Source organism: Capnocytophaga gingivalis (assembly GCF_002302415.1).
Classification (GTDB): domain Bacteria; phylum Bacteroidota; class Bacteroidia; order Flavobacteriales; family Flavobacteriaceae; genus Capnocytophaga; species Capnocytophaga gingivalis.
Genome location: NZ_CP022386.1, coordinates 1,556,085 through 1,575,286 on the forward strand (window position 1 = coordinate 1,556,085; position 19,202 = coordinate 1,575,286).

Annotated in this window: 19 protein-coding genes; 15 read left to right on the forward strand and 4 right to left on the reverse strand. The window is 39.2% G+C overall.

The features are described from left to right. Window positions 1-12 precede the first annotated feature (12 nt). Window positions 13-597, forward strand: a complete 585-nt coding sequence (locus CGC50_RS07475; RefSeq protein WP_002666564.1) for a Crp/Fnr family transcriptional regulator — start codon at window positions 13-15, stop codon at window positions 595-597. Between the two features lie 66 nt (window positions 598-663). Further along, on the forward strand, window positions 664-1,353 hold the full coding sequence (locus tag CGC50_RS07480; RefSeq protein ID WP_095910280.1) for a hypothetical protein: 690 nt from the start codon (window positions 664-666) through the stop codon (window positions 1,351-1,353). 638 nt (window positions 1,354-1,991) lie between these two features. Here CGC50_RS07480 and CGC50_RS07495 read toward each other — a convergent pair. The 3 genes from CGC50_RS07495 to CGC50_RS13775 form a co-directional block, all read right to left on the reverse strand. Further along, window positions 1,992-2,555, reverse strand: coding sequence for a LemA family protein (locus tag CGC50_RS07495; RefSeq protein ID WP_095910282.1), 564 nt, complete (start codon window positions 2,553-2,555; stop codon window positions 1,992-1,994). Then, window positions 2,552-3,178 (reverse strand): GIDE domain-containing protein, encoded by a 627-nt coding sequence (locus CGC50_RS07500; protein WP_095910285.1) that lies wholly within the window; start codon window positions 3,176-3,178, stop codon window positions 2,552-2,554. Before CGC50_RS07500 ends, CGC50_RS07495 begins: the two co-directional genes overlap by 4 nt. A gap of 83 nt (window positions 3,179-3,261) precedes the next feature. Next, window positions 3,262-3,450 carry a hypothetical protein gene (locus tag CGC50_RS13775; protein ID WP_157909440.1) on the reverse strand — a complete coding sequence of 63 codons (189 nt, stop codon included), beginning with the start codon at window positions 3,448-3,450 and terminating at the stop codon, window positions 3,262-3,264. A 152-nt stretch (window positions 3,451-3,602) separates the two neighbouring features. On the opposite strand from CGC50_RS13775, the gene CGC50_RS07505 reads away from it, so the two are divergent. From CGC50_RS07505 to CGC50_RS07520, 4 genes are all read left to right on the forward strand, one after another. Further along, on the forward strand, window positions 3,603-4,022 hold the full coding sequence (locus CGC50_RS07505; protein WP_002666421.1) for a MarR family winged helix-turn-helix transcriptional regulator: 420 nt from the start codon (window positions 3,603-3,605) through the stop codon (window positions 4,020-4,022). A 34-nt stretch (window positions 4,023-4,056) separates the two neighbouring features. After that, entirely contained in the window at window positions 4,057-4,479 is a 423-nt protein-coding gene (locus CGC50_RS07510; RefSeq protein WP_095910286.1) for an Ohr family peroxiredoxin, read from the forward strand. 17 nt (window positions 4,480-4,496) lie between these two features. Next, on the forward strand, window positions 4,497-5,090 hold the full coding sequence (locus tag CGC50_RS07515) for a nitroreductase family protein (RefSeq protein WP_095910287.1): 594 nt from the start codon (window positions 4,497-4,499) through the stop codon (window positions 5,088-5,090). A 159-nt stretch (window positions 5,091-5,249) separates the two neighbouring features. Further along, window positions 5,250-6,074 (forward strand): BRO-N domain-containing protein, encoded by an 825-nt coding sequence (locus CGC50_RS07520; protein ID WP_095910289.1) that lies wholly within the window; start codon window positions 5,250-5,252, stop codon window positions 6,072-6,074. Between the two features lie 77 nt (window positions 6,075-6,151). Here CGC50_RS07520 and CGC50_RS07525 read toward each other — a convergent pair whose 3' ends face one another. Then, window positions 6,152-7,000: a CPBP family intramembrane glutamic endopeptidase gene (locus CGC50_RS07525; RefSeq protein ID WP_095910291.1), complete on the reverse strand. Its 849-nt coding sequence runs from the start codon at window positions 6,998-7,000 to the stop codon at window positions 6,152-6,154. 85 nt (window positions 7,001-7,085) lie between these two features. Between CGC50_RS07525 and CGC50_RS07530 the strand changes: the two genes are divergently transcribed. The 9 genes from CGC50_RS07530 (at window position 7,086) to CGC50_RS07575 (ending at window position 19,200) form a co-directional block, all read left to right on the forward strand. After that, entirely contained in the window at window positions 7,086-7,730 is a 645-nt protein-coding gene (locus CGC50_RS07530) for a response regulator transcription factor (protein ID WP_095910293.1), read from the forward strand. A 524-nt stretch (window positions 7,731-8,254) separates the two neighbouring features. Further along, window positions 8,255-9,868: a hypothetical protein gene (locus CGC50_RS07535; RefSeq protein ID WP_157909441.1), complete on the forward strand. Its 1,614-nt coding sequence runs from the start codon at window positions 8,255-8,257 to the stop codon at window positions 9,866-9,868. 25 nt (window positions 9,869-9,893) lie between these two features. Further along, window positions 9,894-10,829 carry a type I restriction enzyme HsdR N-terminal domain-containing protein gene (locus CGC50_RS07540; RefSeq protein WP_095910296.1) on the forward strand — a complete coding sequence of 312 codons (936 nt, stop codon included), beginning with the start codon at window positions 9,894-9,896 and terminating at the stop codon, window positions 10,827-10,829. A gap of 327 nt (window positions 10,830-11,156) precedes the next feature. Next, the gene (locus tag CGC50_RS07550; RefSeq protein WP_095910297.1) at window positions 11,157-12,704 is read left to right on the forward strand and encodes a hypothetical protein; all 1,548 of its coding nucleotides are present in this window, start codon (window positions 11,157-11,159) and stop codon (window positions 12,702-12,704) included. A 37-nt stretch (window positions 12,705-12,741) separates the two neighbouring features. Beyond that, window positions 12,742-13,584, forward strand: coding sequence for an aldo/keto reductase (locus tag CGC50_RS07555; RefSeq protein ID WP_095910299.1), 843 nt, complete (start codon window positions 12,742-12,744; stop codon window positions 13,582-13,584). Window positions 13,585-13,758: 174 nt separating this feature from the next. Then, the gene (locus CGC50_RS07560) at window positions 13,759-16,110 is read left to right on the forward strand and encodes a TonB-dependent receptor (RefSeq protein WP_095910301.1); all 2,352 of its coding nucleotides are present in this window, start codon (window positions 13,759-13,761) and stop codon (window positions 16,108-16,110) included. A gap of 65 nt (window positions 16,111-16,175) precedes the next feature. Further along, window positions 16,176-17,525, forward strand: a complete 1,350-nt coding sequence (locus CGC50_RS07565) for a DUF4374 domain-containing protein (protein WP_095910303.1) — start codon at window positions 16,176-16,178, stop codon at window positions 17,523-17,525. Between the two features lies 1 nt (window position 17,526). Continuing rightward, window positions 17,527-18,504, forward strand: a complete 978-nt coding sequence (locus CGC50_RS07570; RefSeq protein WP_095910305.1) for an alpha/beta hydrolase — start codon at window positions 17,527-17,529, stop codon at window positions 18,502-18,504. A gap of 69 nt (window positions 18,505-18,573) precedes the next feature. Continuing rightward, window positions 18,574-19,200, forward strand: coding sequence for a hypothetical protein (locus CGC50_RS07575; protein ID WP_095910307.1), 627 nt, complete (start codon window positions 18,574-18,576; stop codon window positions 19,198-19,200). Window positions 19,201-19,202: the final 2 nt, after the last annotated feature.

The following is a 19,202-nucleotide window of genomic DNA, read 5'->3' on the forward strand; positions in this document are numbered from 1 at the left end:
TAACTAACCATTATGTATGATTCTTTAAAAAGACATTTTCAGCAAGTACTTCCTTTTACCGAAGAGGAACTCAGTGCAGTAGATCAATATTTTACTGAACATATTTTTGCTAAGAAAGCAATGCTTTTAGAGGCTCCTCACCCTTGTAAATATCTCTTTTTTATCGTCAAAGGTTGTGTACGTCATTTTCATACCAAAGATGATGGTAATGAAAAAACCTGCGATATTTCACTTGAAAACCAATGGACAACCGCATTTATGAGTTTCAACAGCGGTTGCCCTTCTAATCTCTCGTTACAAGCCTTAGAGGAGACAACCGTCTATCGTATCAGTAAAGAAGACCTTATTTCTCTTTATGCTGAACATCACAACTTTGAAACTTTCGGACGCTTAATGGCAGAGCAGATCCTACAACGAGCTACCGATACCGCTATGTACCTCGCTGCTGATAAACCCGAAGAGCGCTTTGAGCATCTGTTGCACTCGCGCCCGGAACTTTTCTTGCGTGTGCCCCAGAAGTATATAGCCAATCTGTTAGGTATCAGTCCTGAGAGTTTAAGCCGTTTGCAAAAACGTATGTACAGCAAAAAATCTTAACTTAAGTCAACAATAGGGAAGCTCATTGTGCCGTACTTTTGCCCCGAATTTTAAAAAGTACACGCAATGAAAACTCTTAATGATTATCAAATCGCCTTAGATGATGTAATGGAATTCATCGACAACAGCCTCCTGCAAGCCAAACTTCCTGAAGTTGAAGCCGATTATAAGGCAAACCCTTCCTTGCTTAACAAAGTACGCTTAGGAATTATCTATCACGAAGTAGCCCTAAATTTAGGCTTCTTCAACAAGTACTACAAAGGCTATGCACAAAAGAGTCTTACAATTTTATCAGAATGTGAATCAGCCCCCGAAGCCTCAGAGGCATTACAACCTTTTATCCTCTCCTACAAAGCATCGGCAATGGCTTTAGTTGCTGGAGAAACATTCAAGCTTTCCCTCATTGGCAAAAGTTTCCAACTCTTTGAAACAGCTATACAAAAGTACGGAGCAATACATTATCTTCCTGAATTTATGCGGGGGAGTGTAGCTGAAAATCTACCTTGGTTTTACTTCCGAAAGCGTGCTTTAGCCAAAATCGACTTTGAGAACATCATTCGCAAACAAGCTCAACACCCCGAGTATGCCTCTTGGAAAATAATGAGTTTTGTGTATTGGGCTTGGGCAAAACAGCACCCTCAGCGCAAATACCGCTCGCAAGCCCTTGCGTATTTGCAAAAAGCTATAGAACTTGATCCTCATTATTTGGCAGGGCGCAAGCGCTCGGAAGAGTTAATGACAAAATTTGCTAATTAAAAAATGAAAATACACTACTAACTGCACTTTGCCAAAGTATCTGTTCTTTCCTCTTATGGTATTTCTCTATTGTAGATGTAGTGGCTATATTAACTGATAGTCCTAACCCTCAGACCTATTGGCGTGTATTAAGTTCCTAGTTAGGCTACACTCACTGATATTATCACCCAACAATGGAGTGGCTTTACCACCAAAGAATACAAGCAGTATAAGGGACTCAAAAAAGAGAACTTACGCGATAATATGACTAACTAAGGGACTATTTAATTGACAAATGAGCAAAAAGGGAAGTCTGTTTTTAGGAAGAAGATTTCTGTTCTAAAATCATCTTTGTAATGGTTTTGCCGTTTAAAAGACAGAAAAAGAACATCCCTATAGTGATAATGCTGTAACAATAGGCAAGTTTTACACCACTTACTCCCATAAAATATAATAATGATATAGTGAAACCTCCGAAGAAAATCAGTAAAAATGATGTGTATAGGACGACTTTTATCAGATAACTCTTCCAGTGCCATTTTTCTAGGAGAAAATTGATAAACAAGGAGAGTAGTAACAGCCCCACAGGGAGCAGGAAACTAATTATCAACATCCTATCTGGTTTCTCGTTCAGCAGGGTTTCATACCCAAAGAAAGTATTAAAATCGAACTCCATCATATTGTTTTTCTGAGGGACTTATTTCTAATAAAGTTTTGTCTTTATATCCTAAGATTTTGGCTACAATGAGGTTGGGGAATTCGTGTATCCCTATGTTATATAGGTTCACACTATCATTGAAGAACTCTCTGCGGTCGGCAAGCTTGTCTTCGAGTTGTGATACCCGCGTTTGTAGTGCTGCAAAATGACTATTGGACGATAGGGTAGGATACTGTTCTGATATAGCAAAAAACGAAGCCAACCCTTTGGAAATCTTGTTGGATATCTGAGTTTTTTCTTCTGTGTGTTGTGCGCTGTAATAGGCAGTGCGAAGTTCTGTGAGCTCTGTCAGTAATTTTTTCTCGTGGGTGGCAAATTCTTTGGCTATGGTTACCAGATTAGGAATCTCATCCGCGCGTTGTTTGAGCAGTACATCTATGTTTTTATATGCCTTATCGATATTGAAACGCAGCATTACCAATCGGTTGTAGAGAGTTATCAAAAATCCTATAATCGAAGCTCCTAATAAAACAGCTAAAACGATAGCAATAATAGAGGTATTCATTGTAATAAAATAAATATAATTAATGAAACAATAATAACACATGTAAATAAGAAAGACCGCAATAGGGGTTGGTATTTGTTCCAAAGATTGATAGAGGATACCAAAGTAATTCCTAAGAGCTTATATTTATCATCTTTTCTTAGGAAAGGTACTCCACCTTTGGCGTCAGTATAACCTATCAAAAGAACTTCATCTCCTTCTCTAAGCAGACTTTCACTATATCGCTTTTCTCCACTAGTGTACTGATGGGTATTTTCCATTAAAAAAAGTTGGATTCCCTCAGGCACTACTTCTATTTTCCCAGTCGTATCTTCTATTTCGAAAGGGTTACATTGTGTTTCTTCGTGGATAGTAGAGTAAGAATTGTGTTCCTCTTTATCTCTGTCAATCTTCTCTATTAGATAGTAATAGCCTATGCAGGGTGTCATTTTGATAGGCGAAAAAAGCGGGTTTTTCATCAAGAGTTTCCCTTCTACTTTTGCCAATCCCTTGGCAATCGAACGTATTTTTGAGGTAGGTAAGGAGGCTTGTAGTTTCAAAAAACGTTTAGAGGCATTGGGTAATAAGAGTTTGAGAATAAGGAACACCACCACTCCCAATAGTATATAAGCCGATATATTCATCCAAAAATTACTGATTATTCGCACGATACAAAAGTAAGAATAATTGGTTAATTAACCAAATTTAGAAATTAAAAAATATAAAGTTATATATGAGGCAAAATTATATGTAGTTCGTTCATGGGTAAGGAGATAGAATTATCACTATCTTTGTCCACAAATCGACTACTATCAGAAATCATCATCTCCATTGTACAGCCATACTGATAAAGCCGTGAGGGAGATTGCCTATACTCTTCGGTTTTGATGAAGTATAAATTAGTAAATAACCCCATAAAATCCCTCATGTAGTACCTGCTACACGGGGGATTCTTAGTTATTGAACTACCTATAATTCATTATAAAATTATATTGTGCAAAATTTATTTGTAAAAAATTTTGTTGTTTAAAATATTTGTTGTACTTTTGCCCCCGAAATCAAGAAGTAATGATAGAAGAAAACTTACAGTTAGGTGCTCAGGTATGCTTTCCGCTCTATGCGGCTTCGCGTAAGATTACACAGCAATATGCTAAGTATCTTACTCCCTTAGACCTTACCTATCCGCAGTATTTGGTACTTTTAGTACTCTGGGAAGAAGGCTCTCTCACGGTAAATGCTATAGGAGAAAGGCTCTACTTAGATAGTGGTACCCTTACCCCTTTGCTTAAGCGAATGGAAGCCAAAGAGTTGCTCACTCGTATCCGCTGCAAGAAGGACGAACGCATTATGTGGATCGCGCTGACTGAAAAAGGCCAACAGCTACAAGAAACCGTCAAAGACATTCCTTCGCGATTGAAAGAGTCAATAGCGCTTAGCGCTCAAGAATTAGAGACTCTTAGGACATTAGTATATAAAATCCTTAAGTAAAAATAAATAACAAAGTAAATAAAAAAGAATTAATATGACAGCACTGTACACAGCAGTGGCTACCGCTACCGGAGCCCCTAATAGAAAAGTAACTTCCGACAATGGCGTATTAAGCCTCGAACTACGTTCTCCTAAAGCCTTAGGAGGCGCTAATGACGATTATACCAATCCAGAGCAACTCTTTGCAGCAGGGTATGCAGCTTGTTTTGATACCGCACTGAACTTGGTTATCAAACAAACTAAAGTAACCACAGGGGTGACTACTGTAACAGCCCATGCATCTATAGGAAAGCTTGATACTGGAGGTTTTATCTTTGCCGTAACCTTACAAGTGAATGTACCTGGGGTATCACTTGAGCAAGCCAAAGAACTTGCGGACAAAGCACACCAAGTATGTCCCTATTCTAACTCTACTCGTGGGAATATAGAAGTAATCACAGAAGTAACAAACAACTAATGGAGAAATAGGGATATATGAATTTTTTAGAAATCGCACAAAAGAGATATGCTGCTAAAGCATATCGCAATGAGAAGATAAGTGAGGCTAAAATCAAGGAATTGGCCGAGATACTCCGCTTAGCTCCTTCTTCAGTAAATAGCCAGCCTTGGAAATTTGCTATCATAGGAGATGAGGCACTCAAGGCAGACTTGGCCGCACATTCGTTCTTTAACGAGCAGAAGATAAAAGATGCCAGTCACCTTGTCGTGTTTTTTGCATATGATGATACAGCCGCTTTTGAAACCTATTTCAAGGCCAATCAGCCACAACCTATAGTTGATTATTACCAGAGTGTAAAAGCAGGTGATGATGAAAGAGCGAAGGCTTGGTTCCAAAAACAAGTGTATTTGGCAACAGGTTTCTTTGTAGCCGCTTGCGGAGCAGAGGGTATTGATGCGACTCCTATGGAAGGTTTCGATGCTGCTTACTACACTGAAAAATTGCAAGTAAAAGGCTGTAAAGCGGTACTTGCTGTAGCGGTAGGTTATCACAGTGAATCCGATAGCAACCACCCAAGTAAGACTCCTAAAAAGAGACTTCCACTGGAAGAAGTAGTGGAAATTCGCTAATTAGGTTGTAATAGATAGACAATAACTAAACTCCCTGTATGCAAACTGCCTATATGGCTCGCATCACGGGGAGTTTTCGTAAATTATCAATGGTTAATTGTCAATTATTAATTATTTTGTACTTTTGTTGTTTGAAAAAGCACAAAAACCTTATCGGATATGAAAAAAGAAGCTATCAAATTGTTTGAAGAACGCAAGGTACGTACCATTTGGGACGACACTCATGAGAAATGGTATTTCTCTATTGTAGATGTAGTGGCTATATTAACTGATAGCCCTAACCCTCAGACCTATTGGCGTGTATTAAAAAAACGACTAAAAGAAGAGGGAAATGAAACCGTTACAAACTGTAACGCTTTGAAGTTAAAAGCTGCTGATGGTAAAATGCGACTTACCGATGTCGCTGATACTGAACAACTTTTTCGCTTGATACAGTCTATCCCTTCTCCTAAAGCAGAGCCTTTTAAACTATGGATGGCAGAAGTTGCTAGCACTCGTATTGACCAACTGCAAGACCCTGAACGCTCTATAGAACAAGCGGTGGCTGACTATCGCCGCTTGGGATATTCAGAAGCGTGGATAAACCAACGTATCAAATCTATTGAAGTGCGAAAAGAACTTACCGATGAGTGGAAACGTACGGGGGTAAAAGAAGGTGTAGAGTACGCCACACTCACTGATATTATCACCCAACAATGGAGTGGCTTTACTACCAAAGAATACAAGCAGTATAAAGGACTCAAAAAAGAGAACTTACGCGATAATATGACCAACTTGGAAATGGCTTTTAACATATTAGCCGAAGCCTCAGCTACCGAACTTTCCAAACAACGCGACCCACAAGGAGTAGAAGAACAGAAAAAGGTAGCTAAAGAAGGTGGTGGTGTAGCCAAAGTAGCGCGCAAGCAATTGGAAACTCAATTAGGGCGCAGTGTCATATCACCTACAAAAGCTAAAGACTACCTTAAAATCGAGGAACCATAGTACAACAAACAATAAATAAAGCTCCCCGTATGTAAACCGCCTATATGGCTCGCATCACGGGGAGTTTTCGTAGCTTTTCATTCGTCTCTTGTCATTCGTAACTTCCTCAGCCATAAACCAACGCCGAGGTACAACAGACAAGGGATTATCCCCGAAACTGGGGAAATGAGTATATGTTTACCGGTTTCTATAAGAATGTGTTTGTCGTATATCAGGCTGTTGATAGTGGTATCCTCAATGGCGTGCATCCACACCCCAGCCCATATCGACTTTGTAAGGCGGAAAAGTTCGGTATACATCACCGTCCACGAGATGCAGCACACTAATGCCATTATGCAAAAAGTAACCTTATCGTAAGGAAATACGGCAAATAGCTGTTCGGGTTTTAGGAAGTAGAAAAAGTAAGGCAAATGCCACGAGCACCACACTACCCCCACAATGAGATAGAGCCACACGTCTTTAATTTTCAAACTGAGCAAACGAGCCGTAAGATACCCCCGCCACGACGATTCTTCAAAGAAATTCTTTACAAATTCGGCTACTACAAAAATACCAAAGCCCGCAAGATAGTCCGTCCACCGGATTTGTACATCTATCCAGCCCAAAAGCTCCCCTATAAGCAGGGTAACGGCAATCACCACAGGGTAAATAAGGGTTGCCACCCCATACCAACGCAGGTTTTTCTTAATAAGCGGACGCAATCCTGCATCGCGCCAACCATCGCCCATAAAAGCGCGCAACACAAGCCAAGTAAGCAGCGGAGCCACTATAAAAATACCCATTCCGCTAGTACCATTATTAGTATCGCTAAAATCGCCTGTCGTTTCCCCCGTAAGAGTATCTACCCATACGCCCACCCAGCCACAACTGAGGGCTACGAAAATAAAAATACATAAATTCCTAATGGTTCGTGTTTGATGCTTCATCTTTTAAAAATATTTAATTATCTTTGGCGCAAAATTACGCCAGTGCGCATCACTACACAATACTGAATAATAACCATTTTTTAAGATGACAACCGATAAAAGCATAGAGGAAATAGCCCAAGAATACATTTCTTATATGAAAATCTTGGAACAAGCAGGTAGTTTTGCCGTTTTTCTATCGGATAAATTCGGGCATTACTATTATGTAACCGAATATATTGAAGCATCTCAAGAGCTCGATATTGAGAAGTTAGTACATCCCGATGATTTAGAAGTGGTAAGAAGAATTGATAAAAAAGTATGGGAGTTTTTGGATACACTCCCCGAGGAAGAAAAGCTCACTTACAAATACATCTATGAGTTGAGAGTATTAGAAAAAGGGAAGTATATACGAATGATTTACCAAACGCGCCTATTGGCATTCAAAGACGATAATTTTTTGGCTATGGGTATGATAGACCTCGCTCCCGAACAATCGGCAAACACTTCAGTGCGTTTTCAGATAAAAAACTGCCTTACCGATGAAGTGGTACCTTTCACTATCGAAAGTGCTACCGATGCACTACTCACCCCGCGCGAGAGAGAAATTCTCGCCCTTGCCAAAGAAGGAATGTTCAGCAAAGAAATCTCCGAAAAACTGAACATCAGCATACATACCGTAAACCGCCACCGCCAAAATATCCTCGAAAAACTACAAGTAGATAATATGATTGAAGCCATAAGGTCGTAGCACGAGTCGTAACACGAGTCGTAGCACGACACGCAATAAATAAAATTCACTCAGGGCAAGAAGTGTGAGTTTATATATACTCGAAATCTTATCTACTCCATTCAAAAACGGCATTTATTAGTTTTATAGTTAAAGTAAAACAACATAAGTTTTTACTAAAAAATATCCTCTTCTCTTGCTCATCACAAAAAAAGTATTACCTTTGCAATGATTTTAAAAACTCATTTAAACACTATTTAAAAGAAACAGAGAAAACAATTACATAAAGACATAAATTAGCGTTTCGCTTTACATTTTCCTTTTATAGAAAAACGACCATTTTTTTAAGTAACTAAAGGAAAGTAGAAGTGGAAATGCCTACGTTTAAGCGTGGGCATTCCTTTTGCTTTAGTTACTGCCTTTGGTCGGGCTTCTATAAAAGTATAAGGAATGTGCCCGCGTTTTTTTATGTACTTATATGAACGATAAAGGCGGAACCGAAAAGCCTGCAAAAGAGTAGGAATAGCAATTTAAAAACTAAAAAAATGACATTAAACACAAAAACAACCATTTTATTTTTCTTTTCTCTCATAATTTCTAACTTATTGAGAGGACAAAACAAAGAGTTTGAAATAACTCCTATAACTGCATACAAAGCTTATTACAATCTGAATAGATTAAATGAGTATGGCAGAAAAGATAAAATACTCATTTTTAATATGCAATTAAAAATGGTTGATTACCCTATCTATGGAGAAGAGGATATTCCTTCAAAAAAATACCAAGAACTAAAAGAAGAATTGCCTAAATATAAAGGTGATTATGACGAGTTTCAAGAGAAAAAAAGTATTGCTCCTCTTATCGAAAAATACTTAACTTCCAATGAAAAAAGAAAAATAAAATTACAATATTTAGTAGAAGCTGAAAAAATTGTTGAAAAATATAAAAATGAGTTAAGAAAAACTTACTCTACAGATAACGGCGCAAAAGTTTCTTTCATATATCTTGACAAAGAAGGTGAAAATAGAAATGATAAAATCTTAGAATTCTATAAAGATTTTATTAACAACAAATTACAGATGTCTTCAAGAGCAAAAAAATATCTGGAAATTTTAGATCAACTTAACAATACCTCTCCTACAGATAAAAAACCTATTTTTGCAGGGCAAAGTATAAAAAAAGAAGTTTTTGTAATAGATACCACTAAAATACATTTTAGTAAATTAGACGGTACATTTGAACTTATCCCTTTAAAATACAAAATTATTAAACATAAAAAAAGTAATACTCTCCCATTAGAAGCTATTTCTACATCTGACAACTCTATTTTTCCTAATGACAAGAATTTGGTATCAATAGAAAATTATGAATATTCTGTCTTAAAAAACATTAATTCAGATGATTATTTTTTAGTCACACAAAATTTCTTAAATGAACTTACAAATATTTCTATAGGAGGTGAAATCCCTTTTACATTTGTAAGACAATCAGCTTTGAAATTAGAAAAGGATAAAGGCATACAATATATCTCAGGATTAACAGAAATAGAAGAGAAAAGAATATTAGGTATGTATCCCATTCAAGAAATAGGTGAAGAACCAGACTATGAAACTTCTAAATATTTAAAATTTACCTCAATTCCTACAACAGATAGATTCATAATGATAACTGACTGTCCTCGTGGATATGGAAAAGTTAATAAGAATTTGGTTATTCAAAATATCAAAACACAACAATTATATTTAGTATCTTCATTTCCAATCAGAGAGTTTCAAGATTTAGACAATATGACAAATGAAAGTTTAGGAAGAGGTTTTTTGACAATGGATGTGCCTAAAGAACTAACACCCCAAGAAAAACAATCAGTTCAACAATACCATAGTATGTTGAAAATAGCTTACCAAAAAGGACTACAGTTAAGAAATATACAAAAAAAATATCTTACAAGAACAGGTTTATTTGATCCTTCAAGAGCAACTGCTACTGATAAAGCTATCTATAACAGAATCTTAAAAGAGTTAAAAGCTACCTATAGCAAAATGAGAGATATGACTACTAATAGTAGTGGTACGAGAGATGCTATAGAAAACAGCCTTTCTACAGAAGATGCTGGTGCCTTAGATGTTATAGCTGGCTGGTATTATAGCTACGATATTTAGAAATAAAATTAAAATTCAATAAAATATGAATAAATGGAATGAATTGTGCTATATAGTAAGCACACATCAAAAAAAGAATACTAAAGAAAATATTTTTCAAGGAGAAATTGAAGATTTCTTAGAGAATTTGGGTTGGTCAAGAAGTCAAGGAGAAATTATAACTCAACTGCGTGTGCAAATGGGAAGTAGTACTAAAAAAGCTGATATAGCTATAAAATCAGCTAATAGTTTTCAGTTTGTTATAGAACTAAAACGCCCTAAAGAGTCTGTGGAAAAACATAAGAAACAACTCATCTCTTATATGCGACAGCTAAAACTTCGCTTTGGGGTGCTTCTGGGGGACAAATTCCAATTGTACTACGACGACACTACAGAAGACGGCACAGAAGCTCAAAAAGTATTTGAGGCTGCATTCACAGAGAATAATCCAGAGACTGAAGAACTACTATCTCTACTTACTAAAGAGCAATTTGGAAAGGATAAACTTCTTGTTTTTGCTGAAAAACAATTAGAGAAAATACAAGAAAGTGAAGTTATGAATGAAATTCAAGAGTATGTGGAAGAACAGCTTTCTCATTTGCAAGATAAACTATACAAAGAACTACAAGAGGAATATGATTCTAAGCTTGTAAAAAAAGTGTTTGAGCATTTGAATATTGCTATCTCTACTATTGCTGTTGAAGAAGTATCTCTAAACAACCTTGATACCACTCCTGTTGAGAAACTGCCTATTGAGTTTGTTCCCAATGATTTAGAAGCTTTTAAAAAATTACTTTTAGAGAAAAAAGTAGCAAAAGTAGAGTGGTACTATAACAATGGAAAAGTAGAATACAAAACTTGGAAAGCATCACGATTTAAACAAGAATCTCCTTTGTTAGGCAATGTATATTCACGTCCTGAAGCTAAAAATGGCAAATGGAAAGAATTAGGACTTGCAAAAGTAGTCTACAAAATAGACTAAGCTAATCTCTCGCTAACACTCCCCGTGCAATCTCTTTTTGCACGGGGAGTTTTTTTATTACTGATAAAATTCACTTGGACTCACTCCTAAATGATGCTGTACAAAGCGAGAGAAATAGGCAGAAGACGAAAAGCCAAAAAGAAGTTAAAGACCGTATGGCTTTGAAAAATGTGGTTGATACCTTTTCTAACCAAAAATAACCGAACAAATAGCTCATTAAAAAACGTGTGTCTAACTTTATGTATAGTCAAATGCAAACTGTTCAGACAAAATAATTGACTTATTGGTTAATTATTTGTATCTTTGTGGGGTGTAAAATGGAATATTATGTTGAAACAATTGACCTTTATCGCGACTTTGTTGTTCGCCTTATGGGGGCAAGCACAGACAGAAACAACCCTTCGCCATATAGATATACTTGCCTATAATACTGAGGGAGAACTTAATTTCTATTGGCAAAAAGGGAAAGATAAGTTCTTAGAGCTGGAGCTTGACTACGAGGAAGATGAAAAAGCAGATTATAAGCAAGAACTCTATGATCTTAAGTTGACTTATGATGATAAGGAGGATTGGGAGACTCTGAAGGATATAAAAAGAGGAGAGAAGAAAATTATCTATCTCAATGATATTCAGCGTACTACCCTGAAGGATTTTGTAGGGAAAACCTTTAAGACACTTCCGCCAATCTATGACAAGAATACCCAAACAATTCTTAAGATACTTAACCCACAATTGGCCTTGCTATGTGATATTGATGTAGAAGAAAAAGATCCTTATCAAGATAGGGATTATTATTCACTACGTGCTATCAACTTGGGAAAGGGTAGGAATATATACCTCTTGAGCGATGATGGTGATATAGAAGGGTTTATAGTGCCATTGAAGGATAAAACCTTATTCTTGAATGACAGAGAGACAACAAAGCTCGTAGCCGCTCAATACCCTTCGTCCTATACAGATGATTTTATAGCATATAAACCCGAAGATTATATGCTACTTCGTCCTAAAGGCAAGCGCTATGAACTTATTGATATTTATAAGCAAAAAGTGCTTCCAGGTAGGTATGATACGATCTACTATAACAAGTTTGGCGTGATAGGTAGAAGGGGGCGCAAGTATGTACTCTACGACAGTTATTTACAAAAGAAAGAATTCAAGGGGATGCGAAGTGTCTATTTCTACCGAGATGGGATAGAGATGCTTAACAGGCAAGGAGCGGACTATTACCAGATAAGTGGAGAGCGAATAGAGGCGTTTCCTAAAATCGTTTATTCTCTCTGTGGGACGGTGTATGAGAGGCGTTATACCCTAAAGAAAGATGAGCATAAAAAAGAATACCCCTACTATATGCTTTGTGGATTTGGAGGTTTTGCTTCAAAGTACGAGGCAGAGAAGGAGTATTACCTCTCGGATAGGAGTGCGGAGGAAACCCTTTCGTTTGTCAATGGTAAGAGGCGTATTGTATGGGACGAGAATGACTCTTTTACAGGCACTATCTATCCTCATCCTGAGCTTATACGAGTACAACAAGGCAATAAGTATGGGCTTTTTGGCTACACCTACCAAGAGAAGTTAGATGGAAGAGACTATACAGAGATAGAGCTGGAAGGAAGCCCTTTTTATAAGCGCATGCTGCGTGTATACCCTGATGTATATCTGATAGGGGAGGAGCTACTTCCGGTTGTCTATGACAATATTGAACAACAGAAAGACGGCCTTATCTATATCTACAAAGATCAAAAGATAGGGATCTACCCCCAACAGAAAAAGGCAATATATGAAAAAATAACCCCTCAGACACATTCGTTCTATAAGATTATCAAAAACGGTAGAGAAGGATATTTGGATATAAGGACGATGAGGGAGTATTATTAAGAATCCACAAATAAATTCAGAACTTAAAACTCAAATTATGCAGAATATTCAATTAAACAACGGGGTACAAATGCCCCTATTGGGTTATGGTGTATACCAAGTTGACCCTAAAGAATGTGAGCGTTGCGTAAGCGATGCTATCGCGGTAGGCTACCGAATGATTGATACTGCCCAAATCTACAAAAATGAAGAGGGTGTAGGTAACGCTATTAAGAAAAGTGGTATTGACCGCAAAGAGTTTTTTATCGTTACCAAAGTGTGGGTAAGCAATGCAGGCTACGAAAAAGCAAAAGCCTCTATCGAAACCTCTTTGCATAAACTCCAAACTGATTATATAGACCTCTTGCTCATTCACCAACCTTTTGGCGACTATTATGGCTCTTATCGCGCTATGGAAGAAGCCTACAAAGAAGGTAAAGTACGCGCTATTGGGGTGAGCAACTTCTATGCCGATAGATACCTCGATTTGGCATACCACTGCGAGATAAAACCTGCGGTAAACCAGATGGAAACACACGTATTCCACCAACAGCAAGCCCTCCAAGAACTAATGAAGAAATACGATACCAAGCTAATGTCGTGGGGACCTTTTGCCGAAGGCAAAAATGATTTCTTTACGAATCCTACCCTCAATGCTATTGGTGAAAAGTATCACAAAAGCGCTGCCCAAGTAGCTTTGCGTTACCTGTTACAACGCGATATTATCTGCATTCCTAAGTCGGTGCGCAAAGAGCGTATGCAGCAGAACCTTAATGTATTTGACTTTAATCTGCCTAAAGATGATATGGCAAAGATTGAAGCTCTTGACACCAAGCAAACACTCTTCTTCTCTCACCGAGATCCTGCTTTTGTGGAGATGATATGCCAATTAACAATTTAGGACATAGCACGAGTCGTAGCACGACAAGCTATAAATAAAAATCCCCGTGAGAGAAGACAACTCATGGGGATTTTTAATTAACTTATGACAAATCTGCTAATTGGCAAATTATTTTAGAATTATTCCAAATAAATTATTATCTTTGCCCCCGTTTAGAAATTGGATATAGACTATATGATGTATTTCTCTTTTAAAAGTTTCTGGTTTTGTGTGTTTTACCTCTGTGTAGGGGTGCTCTATGCTCAGCAAGTAGCCACCGTAAAGGGGCGTATCACTGCAGGCAAAGAGCCTGTAGTGGGGGCAGTAGTGCAGCTTAAGGAACTCAAGAAGCATACAGTGGTCGATGCTCAAGGGAGTTTTTCCCTATCAGTACCATATAGAGAAGCACCTTATACGTTTTCTATAGAGTCCATGGGCTATAAGGCACAAGAGCAAACCCTTACTGTGGCACAGCCTGTTGTGGTGCTCAATGTGGCTATGGAGGAAGAAATCACCGCTCTTACGGGTATTACGGTGGAGGCCATCACCCCGATCAAGCAGCTGGAGAAGAGTGCCTATAATGTAGCCGCCATAGATGCCTCCAAGCTCACACACCTCAATAGCAATGCCGCCGATATGCTCGCCAAGGCCTCAGGGGTAAAGGTACGAGAAACGGGTGGCGTGGGAGCTGAGAGCCAAATCAACCTCAATGGTTTTACAGGGCAGCATGTACGTACTTTTGTGGATGGGGTGCCTATCAGTAGGGCTTCTTCTTTTCAAATAGGCAATATCCCCACTGAACTAATTGACCGTATCGAAATCTATAAGGGAGTGGTGCCTGTTACCTTTGGCTCTGATGCCCTCGGAGGGGCGGTGAATATCGTTACCAAGCGCAGCAATGCTCAGTATGCCAACCTCAGTTATACCTTTGGTTCTTTTAACACCCATAAGAGTACGCTCAATGTAGGGGTGCCACTGACGGATAATATAGGGATAGAACTTAATGCCTATCAGAACTATTCCGATAATAGCTATAAGGTGCTTACCCACTACTTAGACCTGACTAAAGGGATTTACTCCAAGGACAGACAGTGGTTCAAGCGCTTCCATGACCGCTATCACAATGAGGTAATCATCGGAAAGGTGAATATATTCAAGGAGCCTTGGGCGGATAAGCTCTCTTTCTCCCTGAATTATAACCAAGAGTATAAGCAGATACAGAATGCTAACCTTATGCAGATTGTCTTTGGGGGTAAGTACCAAACCTCTTATACCTATAGTACAGGGATAGAATACGAAAAGAAAAACCTATTGAAGGGATTAAGCTTTTCCGTTGTAGGCCGTTATGACCTAACCACTACCAATGTTGTAGATGAAGAAAATCGTATATATAGCTGGGACGGCTCTTACAGAATCAAGCCAACTAAGGGGGAGGCTATGTATCAGAATACGCTCTTTGAAGGCAAGACAGCCTACGTGGCAGCACACTTGGATTATTGGCTAAGCGAAAAGCACTTCTTGCAGCTTACGCATACCTTTAGCCACTATTATAGATTGACCAAGAGCCAGCTTTTTACGCCATTCTCTTCCGATGCTGATTTTATGGATCGTATCAACCAAAAGAATATCACAGGCCTCTCGTACAAATATGTGCCAAATGACCAGTGGACGGTCTTAGCCTTTGGCAAATATTATGTAGCTAAGGTAACAGGCCCTGCGGTGGTGAGTGGGCATGGCTATTTGTCCGTTTATGAAGATCATACTGAGCGTACCAATGCCTTGGGAGTGGGGATAGGTTCTTCCTATGAGTTCTCTAAGGAACTACTGGCCAAGCTCTCCTACGAAAAGAGTTATCGCTTGCCCAACGACCGAGAGCTTTTCGGAGATGGAGACTTGGAGATAGGAGCCAACCAGTTGCGCCCAGAGCATAGTGAGAACCTCAATGTGAATCTCTCTTGGCAGCCCGAAACCAATGGTCATGCCCTCTTAGCAGAAGGAGGCTTTGCTCTACGCTATATTCAGGACTATATCATTCGCAATGTAGCCAGCACAGGGGCAGCCACCAGCAAGAACCATGGTAAGGTGCTCACTTTGGGTGGTGATTTTACCCTACGCTATTTCTATCAGAAAACCTTTTCTGTAGGAGGGAATCTCTCCTATATGGATATGCGCAACCGCGAGCGTAAGAATACCAACGGAGCGGATTCAGTAACCTATGGAGATCGGGTGCCCAACATGCCTTACCTCTTTGGTAGTGCCGATGCGACCTATACCTTCGATAGCTTACTCACTCAGGACGATGGGCTTACCTTGGGTTACAACTTGGCTTATACTCATGAGTTTTTCCTCTCTTGGCAGAGTGAAGGAGCAAAAATTACTGTACCCACGCAGCTCTCCCACGATCTGAGCCTTACCTATACAGCCCCAAGGAATAAGTACACCCTCTCGGTAGAGGTAAAAAACTTTACCAATGCACTCCTGTATGACAACTATAGTCTGCAAAAGGCAGGTTGTGCCTTTTATGTCAAAGCCTCATATAGATTTTAGTAAGGGCGAATTGCAATTCGCCCCTACTAACCACTCAAAACCGAAAATTCAAAACTATTTATATTATGTATATTAATTTTCAAACTATTAAAAAAGGGTTGTTCCTCACAGCAGTAGGAGCAGCGACTTTGGTATCATGCTCCAAGAGTGATGATAACAACAATAATGGAGGGGGTAATAATACCAATCCCCAAGCAGAAGCCAATCGCTTCTTTATTGATGCAGGAGGAGCAGAAAACAAAGCCCGTTATATACTCCTTGCTGATGATGTGACTAAAGGAGAAGTACCTTTGGAGTCTAACAAAGGACAGTTAAAACCAGCTAATGGATATTTTTGGTTGTTTAATAAGAATATCGCAGCAGGTCTCTCTTATGAGTTCAGAGGAGCAGGTATAGGTGTTTCCTATGCGCGTAATGCAAAGGGAGAAGTAAGCCCTATCAATGATTTTGAGGTAAATGAGCGTGCTACTACCTTTGGCTTTTTTAATAATTACTATGTAACAGCTGTAAGTGGGCAGGCTTTCGAAGGGAAAAACGATGGGTCTACTTTTATCTTCCGTAATACTTCTGACTTTGCGGAGGCTTCTCGCAAAACCATTCATACCAATAAGTTCTTAGGGGACAATATGAATGATACTGAGATCGTATCTTTTGCGGGTATTTTGGACAATGGTAATGGGGAATTCCTCACAGGTATGCTTGTTTCTGAATACAAGGATGTACAACCAGGACAGGGCTCCAGTACAGGCCATATGGAAAATACCGATGTGGTATATGTAGGAGTACTTGATAAGGATTTGAACCTTAAGCGCTACTACAAGAGTGATAAACTCAGCTACTCAGCGGGTCGTTTCAAGAGCCAATACCTTTTGGAAATGGGTAAGGTAGCCAATGGAGATGTGTATGTGTTCTCTGGAGCCATTGCTAAGAATCCAGCACCTGCCAAAGCACCAGCTAAAGCAGATAAGGCTACCACTAAGCCCGCAGGAGCTTTGCGTATCAAGGCAGGAGCTACAACTTTTGATGATAGCTATTTCTTTGATATCTCTGCTGTATCTAACAACGGCCTTTTCCGCCGTGTATGGCATATAACTGATAACAAATTTCTTGTAGAGTTCTTCAATGATGCTACTAAGGCCAATCTCCGCTCTTTGGACGTATATCACTATGCCATTGTAGATGTAGAAGCGAAGACACTCAACTGGGTAGCTGGTCTTCCTGAACCTACCAAATGTACCAATATTGTAACCAACCCTATTACCCCAGCGATTTATGGCGGTAAGGTATATCTCCCAGTGAACGAACAAGGTACCGATCCTGCTATCTATATCATAGACCCTGCAACCAATGCCGCTACTAAGGGCTTAGTAGTGAAAGGAGCTACTGTAATCAATGCTATAGGACGTTTTGAATAATATGAAACATATCATCTGTCTATTTTTTCTATCTGTGTGCAGCACTTGGGCACAGACAGCCATTTGTATAGGGGAGCGTTTTACGCTCCCTTCTACCATTATGGGTGGGGAGTGCACTATTGACCTCTACCTGCCTCCTTCCTATAATGATAGCTCCCTTATCCCGACAGATTACCCTGTGGTGTATTTGCTTGATGCCCAAGCTAACTTCAATTATTTCACTACTCTTATGGAGAAGCTCACCCAAGGGGTGCCCAATATCCCAGAAATGATTGTTGTAGGGATAGAAAGTAAGGATCGTGATAGGGATTTTGCTAGAGAAAACGACCGTTTTTGGCAGTTTGTTAGCGAAGAGGTAAAACCCTTGGTCGAGCGCAAGTACCGCTGTAAGGACTTTCGAATAGCGGTAGGGCATTCCCTCAGTGGTCTCTCGGTGGTGAGTGCTCTTGTCAAGCATACAGACTTGTTCAATGCCTATATTGCACACGATCCCAGCCTATGGTGGGGGGAGGGCTATGGGATTAACCTCTTTGAACAAAATAAAGGAAAGGATTTCCAAAACCGATTGCTCTATATCACCCATACAGGCTATAAGATACGCCATAACGGCCGTAGTGGGCATGTAGCAACCTTTGACAAGCTAAAGGAGATGTTACAAGCCAATGCTTTCAAAAATCTACAATGGAAAATCTCTGAGTACTCCAAGGAGAATCATGGTACTATACAGCTCATCGGTAATATAGATATGTTCCGTACCCTCTTTGCCGAGATGTTCATAGACCGCAATGATATAGAGGAAAACCCACAAGTAATAACCCAGCGATATAAGGCACTCTCCGAAAGATTACACTATACTTTTACCCCTTCCGAAGGTTATCTGAAGAATACCATAAAGTGGTTACAGCGCAATGGGAAACAGGCTCAAGCTCAAGAAGTAGAGGCATTGTTAAGACCGAAGGAAGAGAAGATAAGCAAATAAAAGGTTTATCTTCACCCAAATTAGCCAGTTGGCAAATTATGATTATCTTTGCACAAAATATATCATCCCATGCATACCGATAATTTTGATATTCTTGCCCAACTGATTGATAGGCGCCTTGCCCAAGTAAAGGATGAGGCAGCAAGAGCTTTGCTTTTCTTTCCTATACAAATCTTACAACGCAAGAAGGATATAGCAGGGTTGCCCCAGAATGCTCATGTCATTAAGCTATATCAGGTGAAGGATAGCCAAGACCTTCTAAAGAAAAGAGCTGAAATCACACGGTTATGCGAGCTTTTTCAGGCGCGTGCTATGCTGAACCTTAATCCTAAGAGCTACAAAGAGGTAGCCTTTGGGATGCTAAAGAAACTTTCAGAACTCCTCTCTCAGGAGGCTTATCCTGCTGTAGACAAACTATTAAGCTCATGTATCAACAGCGCAGGAGTAGGAAGTAAAGAACTCAAAAAGTATTGGATTATAGATGTAGATGAGGTAAGCGAACCAGCACCTGTGATAGCTACTATCCAAGAACAATTGACAAGTATGAACCCTATAGGTGAGGAAAAGCTTGTGAACATAGTGCCTTCTAAAAGCGGGGTTCACCTCATTACCCACCCTTTTGATACAAACGGAGTGTGTTTTGCGGACACTATAGAAATAAAGAAAGATTGCTTAACAAATTTGCTTATTTGCTAAAT